The sequence below is a fragment of the Pseudomonas sp. CYM-20-01 genome (assembly GCF_023169845.1).
Lineage (GTDB): Bacteria > Pseudomonadota > Gammaproteobacteria > Pseudomonadales > Pseudomonadaceae > Aquipseudomonas > Aquipseudomonas azotoformans.
In genome coordinates this window covers 3,589,078-3,604,688 of the sequence record NZ_AP025169.1, presented here as the reverse complement: position 1 = coordinate 3,604,688, position 15,611 = coordinate 3,589,078, and the positions used below count along the sequence as shown (strand labels likewise).

At 60.6% G+C, this 15,611-nt stretch carries 9 protein-coding genes; all 9 read right to left on the bottom strand.

Translation table 11 applies throughout. The features are described from left to right. Positions 1-241 precede the first annotated feature (241 nt). Positions 242-1,366: a UDP-N-acetylglucosamine 2-epimerase (non-hydrolyzing) gene (wecB, locus tag M2497_RS16100; protein ID WP_248481547.1), complete on the bottom strand. Its 1,125-nt coding sequence runs from the start codon at positions 1,364-1,366 to the stop codon at positions 242-244. Further along, the gene (locus tag M2497_RS16095; RefSeq protein ID WP_248481546.1) at positions 1,359-3,395 is read right to left on the bottom strand and encodes a glycosyltransferase; all 2,037 of its coding nucleotides are present in this window, start codon (positions 3,393-3,395) and stop codon (positions 1,359-1,361) included. Before M2497_RS16095 ends, wecB begins: the two co-directional genes overlap by 8 nt. After that, positions 3,382-4,092 (bottom strand): 2OG-Fe(II) oxygenase, encoded by a 711-nt coding sequence (locus M2497_RS16090; protein WP_248481545.1) that lies wholly within the window; start codon positions 4,090-4,092, stop codon positions 3,382-3,384. The genes M2497_RS16095 and M2497_RS16090 overlap by 14 nt, the downstream gene beginning before the upstream one ends. Further along, complete coding sequence (locus M2497_RS16085) at positions 4,089-5,366, bottom strand: polysaccharide pyruvyl transferase family protein (RefSeq protein WP_248481544.1); 1,278 nt, start codon at positions 5,364-5,366, stop codon at positions 4,089-4,091. The genes M2497_RS16090 and M2497_RS16085 overlap by 4 nt, the downstream gene beginning before the upstream one ends. Then, the gene (locus M2497_RS16080; protein ID WP_248481543.1) at positions 5,359-6,555 is read right to left on the bottom strand and encodes an ABC transporter ATP-binding protein; all 1,197 of its coding nucleotides are present in this window, start codon (positions 6,553-6,555) and stop codon (positions 5,359-5,361) included. The genes M2497_RS16085 and M2497_RS16080 overlap by 8 nt, the downstream gene beginning before the upstream one ends. Before the next feature lie 64 nt (positions 6,556-6,619). Next, positions 6,620-7,366 (bottom strand): ABC transporter permease, encoded by a 747-nt coding sequence (locus M2497_RS16075; RefSeq protein ID WP_248488215.1) that lies wholly within the window; start codon positions 7,364-7,366, stop codon positions 6,620-6,622. A 428-nt stretch (positions 7,367-7,794) separates the two neighbouring features. After that, positions 7,795-8,664: an oxaloacetate decarboxylase gene (locus M2497_RS16070; protein WP_248481542.1), complete on the bottom strand. Its 870-nt coding sequence runs from the start codon at positions 8,662-8,664 to the stop codon at positions 7,795-7,797. 181 nt (positions 8,665-8,845) lie between these two features. Continuing rightward, positions 8,846-14,305 (bottom strand): WGR domain-containing protein, encoded by a 5,460-nt coding sequence (locus M2497_RS16065; protein ID WP_248481541.1) that lies wholly within the window; start codon positions 14,303-14,305, stop codon positions 8,846-8,848. Next, positions 14,293-15,495, bottom strand: a complete 1,203-nt coding sequence (locus M2497_RS16060; protein WP_248481540.1) for a M48 family metalloprotease — start codon at positions 15,493-15,495, stop codon at positions 14,293-14,295. Before M2497_RS16060 ends, M2497_RS16065 begins: the two co-directional genes overlap by 13 nt. Between the last annotated feature and the right edge of the window lie 116 nt (positions 15,496-15,611).

The window sequence follows — 15,611 nt, the reverse complement described above, 5'->3', positions numbered from 1 at the left end:
ACCCACCCTGAACCCGCAATAGGCTCGATGGGTAGGGCGAGGGCCCGGTACACCGTGAGCCAGGGGGGGATTTCGGTGTGCCCGGGTGCTGGCTGGGGACGACGTAGATCGCTCAGAGCAGGGAGACGCGTGGGGTAGGGGTCTATCCAAAGCACGGGTTGTTGGTGTTTCTCATGGAAACATCGAACCAGCTCATGGGGACGCTGGCTGAAACTGTGCCAGGGGGTTGGGGAAAGGTAGATCAGGCGCATATGAAAAAATGCTCCACCAGCACCTGGACGATGCGCTCTGCAGCCCTGCCATCCCCATAGGGGGAGTGATCCTTGATCATCGCCGCGTAAAGGCTGTCGTTGTCGAGGAGCGACTGCACCGACTCGACGATGTCATCGGTGCGGGTGCCAATCAGTTGGACCATGCCATGTGCCACGGCCTCCTGGCGTTCGGTTTCATTGCGCAATACCAGTACAGGCACTCCCAGAGCCGGCGCCTCCTCTTGAATGCCGCCGGAATCACTCACGACCAGGTAGGCGCTTTTCATCACGCGGATAAACCTGTGGTAGCCCATGGGCGAGCACAGGTCGACGCGTGCATGCCGGCCCAAGGCAGTCTCTATCGGAACTTTCACATTCGGATTCGGGTGGACGGGAAGTATCACCCGAAGGTCCTCATTACGCTCCACCAGCGTATGAAGCGCCGTGCAGATGTCACGCAAGGGGGCGCCAAAACTCTCCCTGCGGTGCAAGGTCACCAGCAATACGCGCTGTCCATCAGACGGCCGCTCGCAGGCCACGTCGTCGCGGCTGAGGCTAAGGTGCAAAGCATCGATCACCGTGTTTCCCACGACATGGATACGGTGCTCGGCAATACGTTCGCCAAGCAGGTTGCTGCGTGCTGCCTGGGTGGGCGCGAAGTGCCATTTCGCGATTGTGCTGGCCAGGGTTCGGTTGAGCTCTTCCGGGAACGGGTTGCCAAGGTCGCCTGTGCGCAGTCCTGCTTCCACATGGCCAAAGGGTATTTGCAGGTAAAAGCAGGCGAGTGCGGTTGCGAACACCGTCGTGGTGTCTCCTTGCGCCAGTACGGCGTCGGGGCGCCACTCGATCAGTAACTGTTCAAGTTGGGTCAGCAGGCGGCTGGTGAGCGCGCTCAGCGATTGGTCGGCGCGCATCAGGTCAAGGTCCATATCCGGCACGAGGCCGAATTCGTGCAGCGCCTGGTCCATCAATTCACGATGCTGAGCCGTCGCTACCACACGGCAGTCGAACAGCGTCGAGCGCTTGAGCGCCTGGATGACCGGCGCCATCTTGATGACTTCCGGGCGCGTGCCCACCACGACCATCACTTTGCATGTCTGCATGACGTCATCCATGGCGATGGGGTATCCAGGTTCCCCACTTGCTTTCATAAATCGCTTTGTTGCGTTCAAACAGCGCTTGGCGTGCCTGCGTTCCCATCAGCTTGAAGCTGGCGGACAAGTGATGGTGAATGAATACATCCCGTGCGCAGGCGTTGAAATAGCCCGCTTGTTCGACCCGCCGACAGTAGTCGTCATCCTCGAAGAAGCCACAGCCAAACGCTTCATCCAGCGGCCCCACCTGAGCATAGGTGCTGCGACGCAACATGACGCAAAAGAATGCCAGGGTAGGCAGGGCAAACCATTCGCCCAAGTGCCTGTAGGTGTAAAGACGAGCGTGTCGCGGCATTTCGGCAAGCGAGTATTCGATGTTCACCTTCGCCTGGTTACCGATATTGTTCGTGACCGGGCCGATCAGCCCTATGCCGGGGTTATGGTCCAGGTGATTGCGCAGTGTATGCGCCCACCCCGGCGTGACCTGGGTGTCGTTGTTGAGCAGCACGAGGTAGTCACCGGTGGCGGCCGCGAGTCCCTGGTTGTTCGCCGCGGAAAAGCCGCGATTGTCCGGGTTGAGGATGACGTGGTGCCCGTGGACGCGGGCCCAGTGTTCGAGAAATGCGGGCGTGCCATCGCTGGAGCCGTTGTCGACCACGATAATTTCCAGTGCCGCGCTCTTGGGATCGGCAAGCAAACTACCGAGGCACGCCTGGGTGAGCGCCAGGTTGTTGTAAGTCACCACAATCACGCTGATATCACGGGCACGTCGTGCGGGCTCAGTGGCGCCCAGTAACGCCTCAAGTCGATGGGCCCAGGACTGGGACGCAGCGAATGCCCTGCGTTGGTTGCCTTGTATGCCTGGCGGTTCTGCGAGCGCCTGGGCGACGCCGTCGATGAACGCCCCGGGTGTTCGGGCGCGATAGACCCACTCGCCAAACTGGTGGGCCTCAGGGAGATCCACGGTCACCACGGGTTTCCCGGCGCTGAGGTACTCGTAGACTTTCAGTGGGTTGGTGGCGAGCGTCAGCGGTGTAACCCGAAAGGGCAACAGGCACACATCCATGGCATGCAGGTAGTCGGGAAGGGCGCTGTAGGCGACCTCGCCAGTGAACACGACATTGGGGTATTGGCCGAGCTTGTGTTGGACGTGGGCGGTGTCGGCACCGATCAGCAGTATCACATGGTGTGCAAAGGCTTGGGCCGTCGCTGCAACGAGGTCGCTGTCGAACCAGTCGGCGATTGCGCCGTAGTAGCCAATGATCTTGCGACCTTGCGGGTCTTGGTAGACCGAGGCGGGACGCCGCGAGAAGAACTCGTAGTCGGCCGCGTTCCGTACCACGATGCGTTGTTGCGACGCCACCTGTTCCCATTGTTGGGCAAGCCAGTCAGAGGTGAAAATAATGGCCTGGGCTTCGCGGACCAATTGTTGCTCAAGCCCTAGAATCCGAGCGTCGTTGTTGCCGAAACCTTGGTGATGATCGATGCAGTCATACACCAGTCGGTTGTTCGGCGCGGCCTTGGCCACTTCGAGCCAGAAAGGATGATGAACCAGTGAGACTGTCTCGGTGGGCTGAGTAGAGAGCAACAGCTCGCCGAGGCCTGTTCGCAATTGCGTCACCTGGGCCGGGGACGGCGCTGTCGAGTAGATGGAAGGTACTTTGCTGAGGCGCAGGCGAATTTCGAACAGGCTCCCCCGTTCATCAAGCGGGCGTATGGAAAACCCGGGGGACTGGGACTCTTGCAGGCTGCTCCCCACGTAGAAAACCCGCCGCCCGCTGGCACTGAGCGTACGTGCGAGCTGTTGTGGCCGCTGATGACGAAAATCCCAGTCGATCACCCCCCAGATGATGTAGTCGGGACCATTGGGGGCCGCTAGCATCACCTTGAGTTGCCGACGTGAGACGCTGCCATGCAGCGGTCGGCGTAACCACGTGAACAACCGGTTGTGGAGGCGCGCAGACAGCCACCGGCGAAGCGCCCTGGGTAACGGCAGCTGGCGATAACAAGTGCGCAGGCGCTCGATCAGCGTGGCTTTAGCGCCCGTCATGGCCGCGCACCTCGTATTCCGGGTAGTCATGTAACGGTGTGGTATCGCCCTGCGGCCACATGGAGCTGCTGGAGCCCGGTCGGTAGAACGTGACGGTGACACTGCGCCGGGACGTGGGGCTACTGTCTATCACTCGGGAAACCGCATGCCAGGAGTTATCGCTGCGAACCAGCACCGCTGAGTTACCGATCAAGGGCTGGACCTCCTCGATGATGTGGGTGGGGTCTTGGGAACCGAGAATTTGCAAGCATCCGCCCCGGCATGGGTGCCATGATTCATTGAAATAGAGAATATGGGTGACGACCTTGTCGGGCAGGTCGGGGTGGGGGCCGAGGTTGGCGCCCGGGCCATAGTGAAACAGGTTGGCTTCCATGGGGGCGTCGTGCAGATCGATACCGGTCAACAGCCCGAGTGCCCGTCGATAGGCCGGTAAAGTCAGGGTTTGTGCGAGCTGCAGCCACTGCGCGCTGAGCGCCTGGGGGTTAGCCACTTGGCCATTAGTCATTGAAACCAATTGCCTGGCTTCGTATTCGTAGTTTTTCTCGCCGCCATAGCCCTTGACCACTTTGAAGTGATCGCGAGGGTAGGTTTCAGCCAGCGCCGTGGCATTTTCGTGGCTATACAGGTTGCCGATTTGTGCCCAGTGGAACGGCTGGAGCTGTAACGGATGGTGGGCAATTTTTTCCAAGTCGATCATTGAGCATTCCTTGCCATAAACTTTTTGAATCGGTGAAAAACACCACGCCCATCTGCCTGGGCGAGTTGGCGTCTGGCGTCCCTGAGCTCACCTTGTTGTGTTTGCATGTTTTCGAATACTGCGGGCAAGGACTGCAAGACGCGGTTCATCACCTGCGGCTCACCCGCTCGACGGGTGACAATGAGTTCGGCCACCTGGTCCCAGTGCTCGTGTAGCTGTTTCACCGCAAGTTGGGTGGCTGGGGACAATGGCTGCCTGCCAAGTTGCGCAAAAAACCACTGCGGGTCGAGCGGATGGTCATGACGCAACTGGAAGACACGCCCGTAAGCCGGTAACGCTGTGAATTTCCCCGTATCCAGGTGCGCCGAACAAAACACCGGTAGACCAAAGGCGATGGCACTGATGGCTAAATGATAACTGTGGCCTATCACCCCAACCGAATGAGCGATCAGCTCAGCGAGCAGTAAAGGTGAGGGCCAGAACGGTAACGTCATCGAGCGATCAGGCGTCGGCCCTAGTGCCGACGCATGATCGCCAAGCACCGGGCCGATCGGCAGGATCAGCAACTGCACATGCGCCAACGCGGGACTGGCGCTGCGCCAAAGATCGAGGAATGTATGCAGGCCGTCTGCGGCGTGTACGACGAGGTAAGGTTTATCCAGCTCGTATTGGCTCAAGAGGTCGCGCAGTTGCGCAGATGGCCGCTGTACATCCACCAGTTGGGCCAGGCCGAACGCTGTATCCGGCAGCACCTCGATGCGCGCGTGTTGGCTCACTGACTGCAAGGCCGTTTGAGTCAAGGCATCACGCACTTTGACATGCGGGCTGTGTTCGATGGCAAGTGCCAGTAGCGGCCTGGCCCAGTCAGGGACGTCGTTGCAATGCATGCCTGGCGCGTTCCAGATCAAGGGAACGCCGTGTTGCAATGCCATCAGGGCGGGAACCAGCCAATAGCCGGTTGGGTGATGAATAGCGGGATCGGGCGGCAGGTAGCCGTCAGCGACAAATTTATCGAAGCGGATGATGAAGCCGCCGCCGATCAGCGTGGCATCCAGGCTATGCGCGATTGCTGGCAGTTCGGTCAGGGAGGTGACTGCATAGGGCCATTCTCCGACGGTTTTCCCGTGATAGGAAAACCGGTGCATCCTGACCGCGCCCAAGCGGCGCGACAGTTCCGCCTCGGCGATGATGGGAAACAACAGGTCGCCATAATTGGCCACGTCGAATGTGCCGTGGATCGCAATCTGCCAGGTTCTGGTCTTATCGTTAGCCAAGTGAAGTGCCATCCTTGAGATGCTGGCCCTGGGGTAGCCGTTCGACGCCGAGGTCGACGATGCCGAGAAAGTCGTTGCCGAGTACCAACGTATCGAACGACAAGAGCGCGACCTGTTTTTCGATCAGTTGGGCGCTCTCCTCGGTATGGCCATTCATGAGTTTCAAGGTGATGTGATATCGGCCGGCGGCAAAGCGCGAACGGAACCGAGCGGTAAGGGAGGCTTTGCACCAGCCGTCATGCGGCGGTTCGCGCAACAACTTCAGGTTGGCCCCGCCGATCACCAGTAAACGCGGTTCCTGAATAGTCAGGCTGATACTTGGCAAGGTGATCGATTCACGCACCATGGCCTCCACCCGCACCTCAATCATGTCGTCGTGCACAAAGGTGGAATGCACTTCCTGGGTATTAACGAAGTACGCCGTGAGAATGCGACCTTCGTCAGTACCAAAGGCGATCCCGTCTTTGTTCGCCAGGTGCGCCTTTGGCACCACGGCCACAGCATCAGCACTGGACTCGCGACGTTGCTCATCACGCACATCCAGCAAGTAGCGCTCGGCAACCTCCTCGGGCGGCCCGCTGGCGCGGATTTCCCCGGCGCGCAGGTAAACCGCCCGTTTGCAGAAGCGCTTGACCATGTTCAGGTCGTGGGACACGAAAAGTAGCGTGGTACCGCGTGCCGTGAGCGCCTCCAAACGTTGCAGGCACTTGAACTGGAACGAGGCATCCCCCACGGCGAGTGCTTCGTCGACGATCAGGATGTCGGGGTCCACCCAGACGGACACCGCGAAGGCAAGGCGCATAAGCATGCCACTGGAATAGGTCCTGGTGGGCTGTTCGATAAAGTCGCCGATGCCGGCAAAGTCGGTGATGTCGTTGAAGCGGCGTTCGATTTCGGCGCGGCTCAGCCCCAGGATGGCACCATTGAGGAATACATTTTCCCGACCACTGAAGTCGGGGTTAAAGCCGGAGCCCAACTCCAGCAACGCCGCGATCCGACCTTGGCACACAACGTTGCCGGTGGACGCGCTGAGCGTCCCGCAGATCAATTGCAGGAGCGTGGATTTACCGCTGCCATTGCGGCCGATGAGGCCTATTGCTTCACCTTTTTCGATGGTCAGTGTGACGTCCCTTACCGCCCAGAGTTCGCGGTAATGCGGGGCCTTTCCAGGCAACAGCAGTTGTTTCAATCGGTCCTGGGGCCGATCATAAATCCGAAAAAATTTCCCTAGGCCGGTGAGCTGCACCGCGATATCAGAGGACATCGGCAAACCCGCTGCGCATTCGCTGGAAACCCTGAAAGCCAAGCCACGCCACGCAGCAGGACATCGACAAACCCAGCGACCAGGTCAGCGGGTCGATCAACTTGCCCCAGAACAGGACATCCCGGACCTGCTCGATGATCAACGCGATGGGGTTGAGTAACAGGACCGCCTGGTAGGCCTCAGGCAATACGTTGATGGGGTAAAACACCGCCGAAACAAACAGCAGGGCCGTCGTCAGTGCCGTGGTCACTTGGCTGATATCGCGCAGATAAACGCCAAGCCCGGCCAAAAGCCAGGAAACCCCTAGGGAAAACAACACCAGAGGCAACAGTACCAACGGCAGGAGGAGGGCGGTGAGCGGGGGCGGACCGAGCAGAAACAGGTGGAAAACCAACCAGATGACCAAGCTCGCGGTTGTGTGAGCCAGGACGGAACCCAGCGATACCCAGGGCAGTATCTCCAGGGGGAATATCACCTTCTTCACGTAGTTTGCGTTCTGAACGATCAGGGTAGGTGCGCGCTGCATGCACTCTGCAAAGATATTGAAGACCAACAGGCCGGCAAATACCAGCAACGCAAATTCCCCTCGGGATTCGCTCGCCCCCAACCACTTCTGTTTGAACATCACGCTGAACACCAAGGTGTAGACCAGCAACATCAACAGCGGATTCAGGAACGACCACGCCAGGCCTATCACCGATCCCCTGTAACGTCCCAGGATGTCGCGCTTAATCATCGAACTCAGCAGTTCACGGTGTGCCCAGGGGCTGGAAAAAATCCCGTTCGATGCCTTCGCCACATCCCGTGATTGGCCTCGGATCGCGATTTTCATTTTGGCTTGCAAGTGTCATCCCTGATAAGTCGAGTACTGTTCATAGCGTGTGCCAACGAAACCTTGACTCTCAACCGAGGTGTGGGCTGTTACCGTTGGCACATGACTGAAAGTAGTTCAAAAAGGGGAATTTACAAATGGCGTGCGCAGCGGACGAAACCTTTGAAGAGAGGCTGGTCCCATTGAAGCACTGGGGGAGGGGGCGGGGGATAGCTGTGTATCGAGCCGTTCCCAAGGCTCTTCATTGCCTTATTCGGCGTCAATGCGGCACGAGCAGAGCCCTGTAGATCAATGGCTTACAGGGCTGCCGTGAGTGATGAACTGTGTCAGGGTTATTCTTTTACATCCATGAACTCTTCCGCCCACGCCACGTAGCTTTCCGGCAACGTGTACGTGTGCGTCAGTTCGGTGGCACTGAGGTTATCCGTGCTGTGGGTCAACTGACGTTGGGCACGCAGGCTGTCATACGTCGCCTTGATCGCGGCGAAGTAAGCCCCATGACCGGCAACCACTATGCGCACGCCAAGGCTGGCCAGACGCTGGGCGTCATTCAGTTTGGGGTTGGCGTAGGTCACCAGCATCAGTGGCACCGTCAGGTTTTCCGCGATCTTCTCCAGGTGCACGAAATCGGCCACACCGACCATGCAAATCCCGTCGGCGCCGGCTTTCTGGTAGGCCTGGGTGCGTTCGATAACGGCTTCGGTCGGCAACACGCCGGCATTGGTCCGGGCAATGATCGACAACTCCGGATCGACACGTGCTTCCAGCGCCGCGCGGACCTTGCCAATGCCTTCTTCAATGGAGATCAGGTCGGTGGACTTGCGCCCGAACTGCGCCGGCAGCAACGTGTCTTCAATGGTCAACGCGGCCACACCGGCACGCTCGAGCTCTTCGACGGTACGCATCACGTTCAGGGCGTTACCGTAGCCGTGGTCGGCGTCGGCGATGAACGGCAACTGGGCAACGCGGCCGATGCGGGTGGCTTGCTCAACGAACTCACTCAGGGTGATCAACGCAAAATCGGGTGCGGCCAATACCTGCAACGAGGCGACGGAGCCACCGAGGATGCCGACTTCAAAACCTAGGTCAGCGGCGATACGCGCCGACATCGGGTCGAAGACGGAAGCGGTTTCAACGCAGGTTGGGGTGGCAAGCAATTCACGGAATTTGCGGCGCAGGGCTGAGTGAGAAATCTTTGGCATGGGCTTTCCTGGTTCTGGGCATCGTCTTGTGACGATCAATGTCTATTCGTGGTGGGGCGAGATTAACATGCGGGCGGGGGGGAGATGATGACGTTTCAGCATTAGGGCAGGGGCTGGTGCATGGAGCGTGGGTTTACGGTTTGGGGGGGACAGGCGCCCGGGGCGGGCGCCGTCCTTTCCTTCATGCCTGTTCTTGATAGCCTTTTCGCAGTTTCTCCGCGATCAGTTTCTCTGCTTCACGCAACGCGCGTTCGGGACTCTCCAGGGATTTGATCAAGGTCTGGCCCTTGGTGCCGATGCGGCCGAAACTCACCACCACCTCAGCCTCCGTGACGCCGATACGCCAGAATTTATTAGAGTTGCCTTCGCCATAGGTGAACTCGCGCATCGACGGCGCCGCTTCAGGGGTTACCGCAGGCTCGGCTTCGATCTCGACGGTTTCCACGACCTGTTCCAGCGCTGGCAGTGCAGGCGCTTCTTCACCCCGAAGCAGCGCTTCGATGCGCTTGAGCACTTCCTCCGGATCGCGCAGCCAGTCATGGCTGAGCACGTCGATGATCCTCCAGCCGAAGCTGCGCAATACCGTCGGGCGAAAGATATAACGCTCACGCACGTCAGTCGCGGCTGCCGTGTCGCTGTCGAGCAGCACCCCCAGACTGAAGTATTCACCGCTGGCGTCACTGATCGCCAGGTCACAGCGGAACTGTGAACGCCCGACATATTCCTGCACCGAGTGCCCGCGTTGGCGCAACGCGACGGCGAGGGCGCTGCGCAGTTTGTCCCTGGGCAGGCTGACGGCAAAGGACTGCTTGGCGCCCGGGTTGAGGTTGGCCAGGATGCCCTGGGAGCGCGGTGCATCGCCGCTGGCACTGGCCTGGGCAAATTGCAGGAACGCGCGCAATGCAGCAGCGCCGTCGTTGTGGGTATTGGTGATGGCCTCGGACTCAATGCTGGAGACAATCGCCATGCGCTTGCGCGCACGACTGAAGATCACGTTAAGGCGTTTTTCCCCGCCGCGCTGGTTGATCGGGCCGAAGTTCATCAGCATCTTGCCGTTCGGTCCCGGCGCATAGCAGATGCTCAGGATGATCACATCGCGCTCATCACCCTGCACGTTCTCCAGGTTCTTGACGAACAGGCCATTGAACTGCCCGGCATCTTCACGCACGTACTCGCGCTCAAGGCGTGTGGCAAAGGCCGAATCATTGCTGGCCAGGTCTTCCAGAGCCTGCTCGATGGCGCCTTGCTGGGCCTCGGAAAAGGCCACGATGCCCAGGCTCAGGCCGGTCTCGCGTTGCAGCAGTTCACGCACGAGGTTGGCGATGTAGCGGGCTTCGGCCAGGTTGCTGCGGCTGAGGTAGACGCCATCGCTCATCTTCAAGAAGCTGATCGGGCTGTCGAGCAGCGTGTCGGCGCCCTGGATCACGGCCTGGGCGTCGCTGGAGTCCAGCGCGGCGTGGGCTGGGGCAGGGCGCTCGATACGCCGGTCGGGAATGGTGATCAGCCGCCCTTCGTAGAACGCTGCGTTGGAGAAACTGATCAGCGCCTCGTGGCGACTGCGGTAGTGCCAGGCCAGCAGGGTCGCCGGCAAGTTGCGTGCGGCCTGGCTCAGCAGGCTGTCGGCATCGAGGTTGATTGCGATCTGTTCCCCGTCCTCCATGGCAATCAGGTCGTTATCGTCCTGGTCACCGGCACTGGAGAAGAAGTTGGTCGGTGGCAACTGCATCTCGTCGCCCACCACAATCACCTGCTGCGCACGGCTCAGGGCGGGCACGGCTTCTTCGCTGGGGATCTGGCTGGCCTCGTCGAAAATCACCACGTCAAACAGGTCCGGGGTCAACGGCAGGGTGTCGGACACCGACAACGGGCTCATCAGCCAGATGGGCTTGAGGTCGTTGATCACCCGGCCACTGTCGCCACTGGCCATTTCGCGAATGGAGCGATAGCGCATGGTCTTGCCCAGCTCATGTTCCAGTTCGCGGCGGCCCTTGGCATAGGCTTTCTTGAACTCGCGGGCCTGGGCGTCCAGCTGGGTCACTGACATCGCCGATTGCTTCACATGCTCCAGAAATCGCTGGTGCAGGGTGGCGCTGAGCACGTGAGCGTTGCTCTTGAGCAGGTTGCTTTCGGCCTGGCTGACCTGGCGCGCGGCCAGGCTCAAGGCCGGACCGTCAAAGCGTGCCATCTGCGGATTGGCACGGTACAGGCGGGTCAGGTTTTCCTGGGCAATCAACCCGTCCAGCACGGGTTGTGGCAAAGCATACTGTTGCACGACCGCCAGGCAGCCGGGATCGGCCTGGTGCAGCTCGTTGAGCAGGGGCAGGGTGTCGGGTAGTTCGTCGAGTTCTTCACGCAGGTCGCGCAGGTATTCGGCCAGCTCGGCCAGGCTTGGCGCGGCGTCGAACACACACTGTTGGGCAACCAGCTCGGCCAGGCGCGCGATGGGTTGGCGCAGGCTGGCTTCCTGGCGCACAACGGGCAAGTTGCTCGGGTTGCCCCGCAGGCCTTCGACCCACTTGCGCAACAGCGGTGATGCGCTCAGTTGCTGCAGCAAGGCTTGCAGGTTGTGCACGAACAGGTCGATATCCTGGATGCCGTAGCGACCTTGCAGGCGTTGCTGCTCGGCGTGCAGCTCGGCGGTGGCGCGGTGTTCACCGGCCAGGTTGTCGAGCACACTGCGCAGGCTGGGGCGAATCGCGTGCTGACTGAAGTCGTAACGGCGTTGAAGTTCGCCACGCAGGCGCCACCAGCCGGGTTGCAACCAGCGCAGCAGCGAGCCTTCCTGGCGCTGTACCTGCTCCAGGGCCGCCTGGGTGTCCTGGGGCTCAAGTTTCTCGCGCCAGTGGCGGGTGGTTTCACGGGCGTTGTGTTGCTGCACGGCCAGTGCCTGCAAGCCGGCCTGTTCGGCGTGCAGCGCTTGGGAACCCGTTGAACCAGGTTCCAGCAGGTCGAGGTGAGCCGCCAGGTTGGCGCCGGTCAGTTGCTCGGCGGCTTGAGTCAGCACGCACGCATCCGTCAGGCGCGTGTCACCGGACAGCAGGCTGGAGGATGACTCCAGGAACGACTCGACGCTGTCCATCAGCCCACTGGCTTGCTCCAGAAACGCCTTGAGCTGGCCGTAGGCATGCTCGTGGGTGACCAGGCTTGAGGCCAGGTGGCTGAAGGGGTGACGCGCAAAACTGTCGAGGCCGAAGCGTTCCTTGATGGTCTGATACAATCGGCCGGTCAGCTCCTGTTGTGCCTGCCAGTGCCGCCATTCGGGCAAGCGTTCCAGCGCTTCGGGCGGCAGCTGTGCAGTAACGGGCGGCAGCTGTGCAGTAACGGGTGGCAGCTCGATCAAATGACGGACCAACTCACGCACCGAACAGGCCAAGGACTGCGGCACGCCGGCCATCGCCTGTTCAAAGCGCTCTATCAGGCCCAGTTGCTGGCTCAGGGTCGCCAGCGTGGCGTCACGCCGAGCTTGTAACTGCGATGATTGGGCATCACCGGCGATCCAGCGCTCATAACACTCACGCAGGTTGCCCACGAAGGCTTTCTTGTCGGTCTGGGAGTCGTGAATCAGGCAGCACAATTCGCCCAGTTCACTCTGTTGCAAGCGATGGAACACCACGTCCAGCGCCGCACGCTTTTCACACACAAACAATACGCGCAGGCCGCGCGCGGCGTAGTCGGCGATCAGGTTGGTGATGGTCTGGGACTTGCCGGTGCCCGGCGGCCCCTGAATGATGAAGTGACGCCCGGTTCGGGCCAGGCTGACAGCGGCGTTCTGCGTCGCATCACCGGCCACCACGTTCCACTGGTCGGGCAGCGGGATCGGGTCTGGAGTCTGGACTTCGACGTCTCGCGGCTCAATCGAGAACATCCGGTCAAACGCTTCGTTTTGCGCGGGCTCATCGATCAGCTGTGCGTAGTCACGCACCAGCGACATCTTGCGATAGTTGAAGTTGGCCAGGGTCACCTGGGTCAGGTCGATGTCCCAGGCGTAGCGGTGCCCCTGATTCTCGGGCATGGCGAAGGTGCTGTTCTCGGTGCTGCTGGCGACCATCTGCGGATGCTGGTTGCGCAGCACAGGTTTGGCGCCGACGGCCAGGCGCAACGGTAACTCGCTGGGCAGCACCTTTTGCTGGAACAATTGCAGGCCCAGCGGGCGGTAGTCTTCGCGGTCGTAGCTGAAATCCGGCCTGACCAAGGGCATCGCCGAACGCTGACGGGCGCGACGACGCTGGAAGTGGTGCAGATGCTGCACGGCCTTCTGGTGGATCAGTTCGATTTGCGGTTTGCTTTGCAGGCGCAACTCGACGCCGGGCTCGGTCAGTTTGATCTGGCGCGCAATATCGGCGTGGATTTCCTCCAGGGACGTCTTTTGCAGGTCGACGGTTTCCGGCAACTGGATATCGTAGAGCTGGCGCAGTTGATGCCGCAGTACCGGGTTGAACTCGGCTTCGGTCTCATCGCACTGCAACATGAACTGGTCGCGCACACCCTTTTTGCGGCTCAGTTCCACCGGCAGCCAGAGCAGGGGAGTGACGATGCGTTCTTCCGGCGTGTCCTTGAGGTTGTGCCAGCGCATGAAGGCCACGACCAGGCGCAGGTTGCTGAAGCCGAACTCGGCGCGGTCGCGGCGGGTTTCCTGGATGATGCGTTCCAGCGACGCCTGCAACCAGGTCTGGTCTTCAAACCGCAACCATTGCTGCAGGCCAACCGGTTTGCCGCTCAACACCTGCTCGGAGAAGCCACCGAAGGTAGGCTGCCAGGTGCACAAGGCTTCGGGGCGGATACTTTCAACGCGCATCACCAAGGGCACGCTGGCCACGGTCAAGTTGACGTTGGCTTGCGTTGGCCGGAAGTACAGCAGGCGATTGCGTCGCGAAAGGTCAAACAAGCGGTTACGCAGATGCTCCAGCACCACGGTGCGCCGTGAAGCCGGGCCTTCGGCCTGGGCCAATACACGCTCGACATCCAGGCTGGCCGGCTGTTCGCGCCAGGATTCCAGGCGCCGCACCAGTGAGCCGACATCCGTGGCGCGTTCATGGCGGTTCAGCTCGGTCATTTCAACGATCAAATTGGCCAGCACCGGGTTGAGCCGGCCGTTGAGCTGGAACAGGTTACGGCGATGCCGGGCAAAGGCCTTGAGGTCGTTGATATCGGCAAAATCCAACCCGCACGCCAGGCAGGCCAGCAACTGGCCGAGCTGGAAAATATCGGTTATCTCGTCGTGGTGCCCGAGGCGATGCTCCCAACTGTGCAGGTCGGTGAGGAACACCGGGTGGTCAATGGTCTGATGCGGGTCCTCCTGGACTTGCAGGTCGGTCACGGCCACGCCACTTTCCGAATCCCGGGTCAGGCGGACCTTGCCGACAATATTCAGTGCCGACTCCGGATTAGGCTGCACCTGCTTGATCGCTTCCAATGCCAGCCGTGGCGAGACGCCTTCGGGATTGCGCAGTTGCAGCGTGCGTTCCGGCCCTTGCAGCACATCGAGATAACTGAGTTGGGCGACACGTCCCAGTTCATGCAATTGCGCAACCTGGCGCAGTAACGGCAGCGCCAGGAACAGCACATCGTCGATGGGGACGGCGACGCCATCGTGGGTCTGCAGCAATTGCGTGAAATTGATGGGTTGGGTTATCGGGTCCATGTGTCGACCTCCGCTTTGAGCGCGCGAACGATCGGGTCGAGCTCACGTTTGGGTAATTTGATATCGCGCTTGAGCACGTTGATAAAGTCGTCGCTACTGCCGAGCTTCTTGGCGGTGCGCGCCGCGTGCAACAAGGCCTCATCCCGCAGGTCGCGGTCCACCAGGCTCAGGTCGAGCATGATGAAGTGCAGGTATTCGTGGATGCTTGCGTCGACACACTCGGCATTCAGCGTGCCCAGGTCCAGCGTGGTTTCGTTGTCTTTCCAGTCGGGAAAGAATCCACGTACCTGATTGAGCACCACCTCCGATTGCAGCACGGAGGTGCCGATGAAGCTGGCGATAAAGCTGCGGGTGAGGGCGGTCAGCTCGACTTGGCCGATCACATCCAAACGACTGAGCGCCAGCGGCCCGCGCAACCGGCCATGCAGCCAATTGTCGGTATCCGGCACCTGCCGCCACCAGCTGTCCACCGCCTGGGAGCGCAGAAACGTCTCCGGGTGCGAAACGCCTTGGGACAACGGTGCATCCTTGCCATCCAGCTCCTGGGCCTGCTTCAGGTAACTGGCGGCATCGACGCTGACGATCCCGGTGTGAATCTTGACCAGCGAGGTAATCGACGCTTCCGGCCCGCCGGCCACCAGGGCCGCGCCTCGGTCGGCATAGATTTCGGTGTGCAGGCTATATAAACGCGCGGTCTGTTCCAGGCTCGGAGGCGTATTCATATCAGCCATGGCGTGATTGAGAATCCGCTCGGCGGTGAGATAGTCACCACCGTGCTCAGACCATAAGCGGTAATGGGCCAGCTCATGCCCGAGCAGCGCCAGTAACTCCTGAGCGTCGAGCCGTTCAAGAATCGGTCCGTAGAACACCACATGCACTTCACCGGCCAGGTAATACAGACTGGCATTCATCGCGCCGTCGCCAGCCTGGTAAAGCGTCGCGGGCGCCTGGATCTGCAAGCATTGCAGCGCCTTCTCGCAGGCCTGATAGGCCTGCGGGTGGGTCTCGGGGCTCAGGCGATAGGTGTCCCGCAGCAACTGTGCGCGCACATCCTGGGCATGTTCCTGCTGAACGCCCAGAGACGAAGCCCATTCCCACACGACGGGTTCGTGGGTCTTCAGGTAATCGACCACACGCTGGTGGTAAGGCAAGGGGGTCAGGCCGCTGATATCCAGCGCGGGGGTACTCATCGTTCAAACGTCCTTGAGAGGATACGGCTCCATACACTGCGACTGTGCAGCAGAGACTTGGGCGGGCATCCCGGTATCAGTGATCGGCAATAAAGGCGGAGCATACCTAGGGGGTA

Excerpts from the sequence above, each read along its gene's own strand:
- M2497_RS16090 (WP_248481545.1), bottom strand. The coding sequence starts at position 4,092 with ATGATCGACTTGGAAAAAATTGCCCACCATCCGTTACAGCTCCAGCCG.
- M2497_RS16095 (WP_248481546.1), bottom strand. The coding sequence starts at position 3,395 with ATGACGGGCGCTAAAGCCACGCTGATCGAGCGCCTGCGCACTTGTTAT.
- M2497_RS16070 (WP_248481542.1), bottom strand. The coding sequence starts at position 8,664 with ATGCCAAAGATTTCTCACTCAGCCCTGCGCCGCAAATTCCGTGAATTG.
- M2497_RS16075 (WP_248488215.1), bottom strand. The coding sequence starts at position 7,366 with ATGATTAAGCGCGACATCCTGGGACGTTACAGGGGATCGGTGATAGGC.
- M2497_RS16060 (WP_248481540.1), bottom strand. The coding sequence starts at position 15,495 with ATGAGTACCCCCGCGCTGGATATCAGCGGCCTGACCCCCTTGCCTTAC.
- wecB (WP_248481547.1), bottom strand. The coding sequence starts at position 1,366 with ATGGATGACGTCATGCAGACATGCAAAGTGATGGTCGTGGTGGGCACG.
- M2497_RS16065 (WP_248481541.1), bottom strand. The coding sequence starts at position 14,305 with ATGGACCCGATAACCCAACCCATCAATTTCACGCAATTGCTGCAGACC.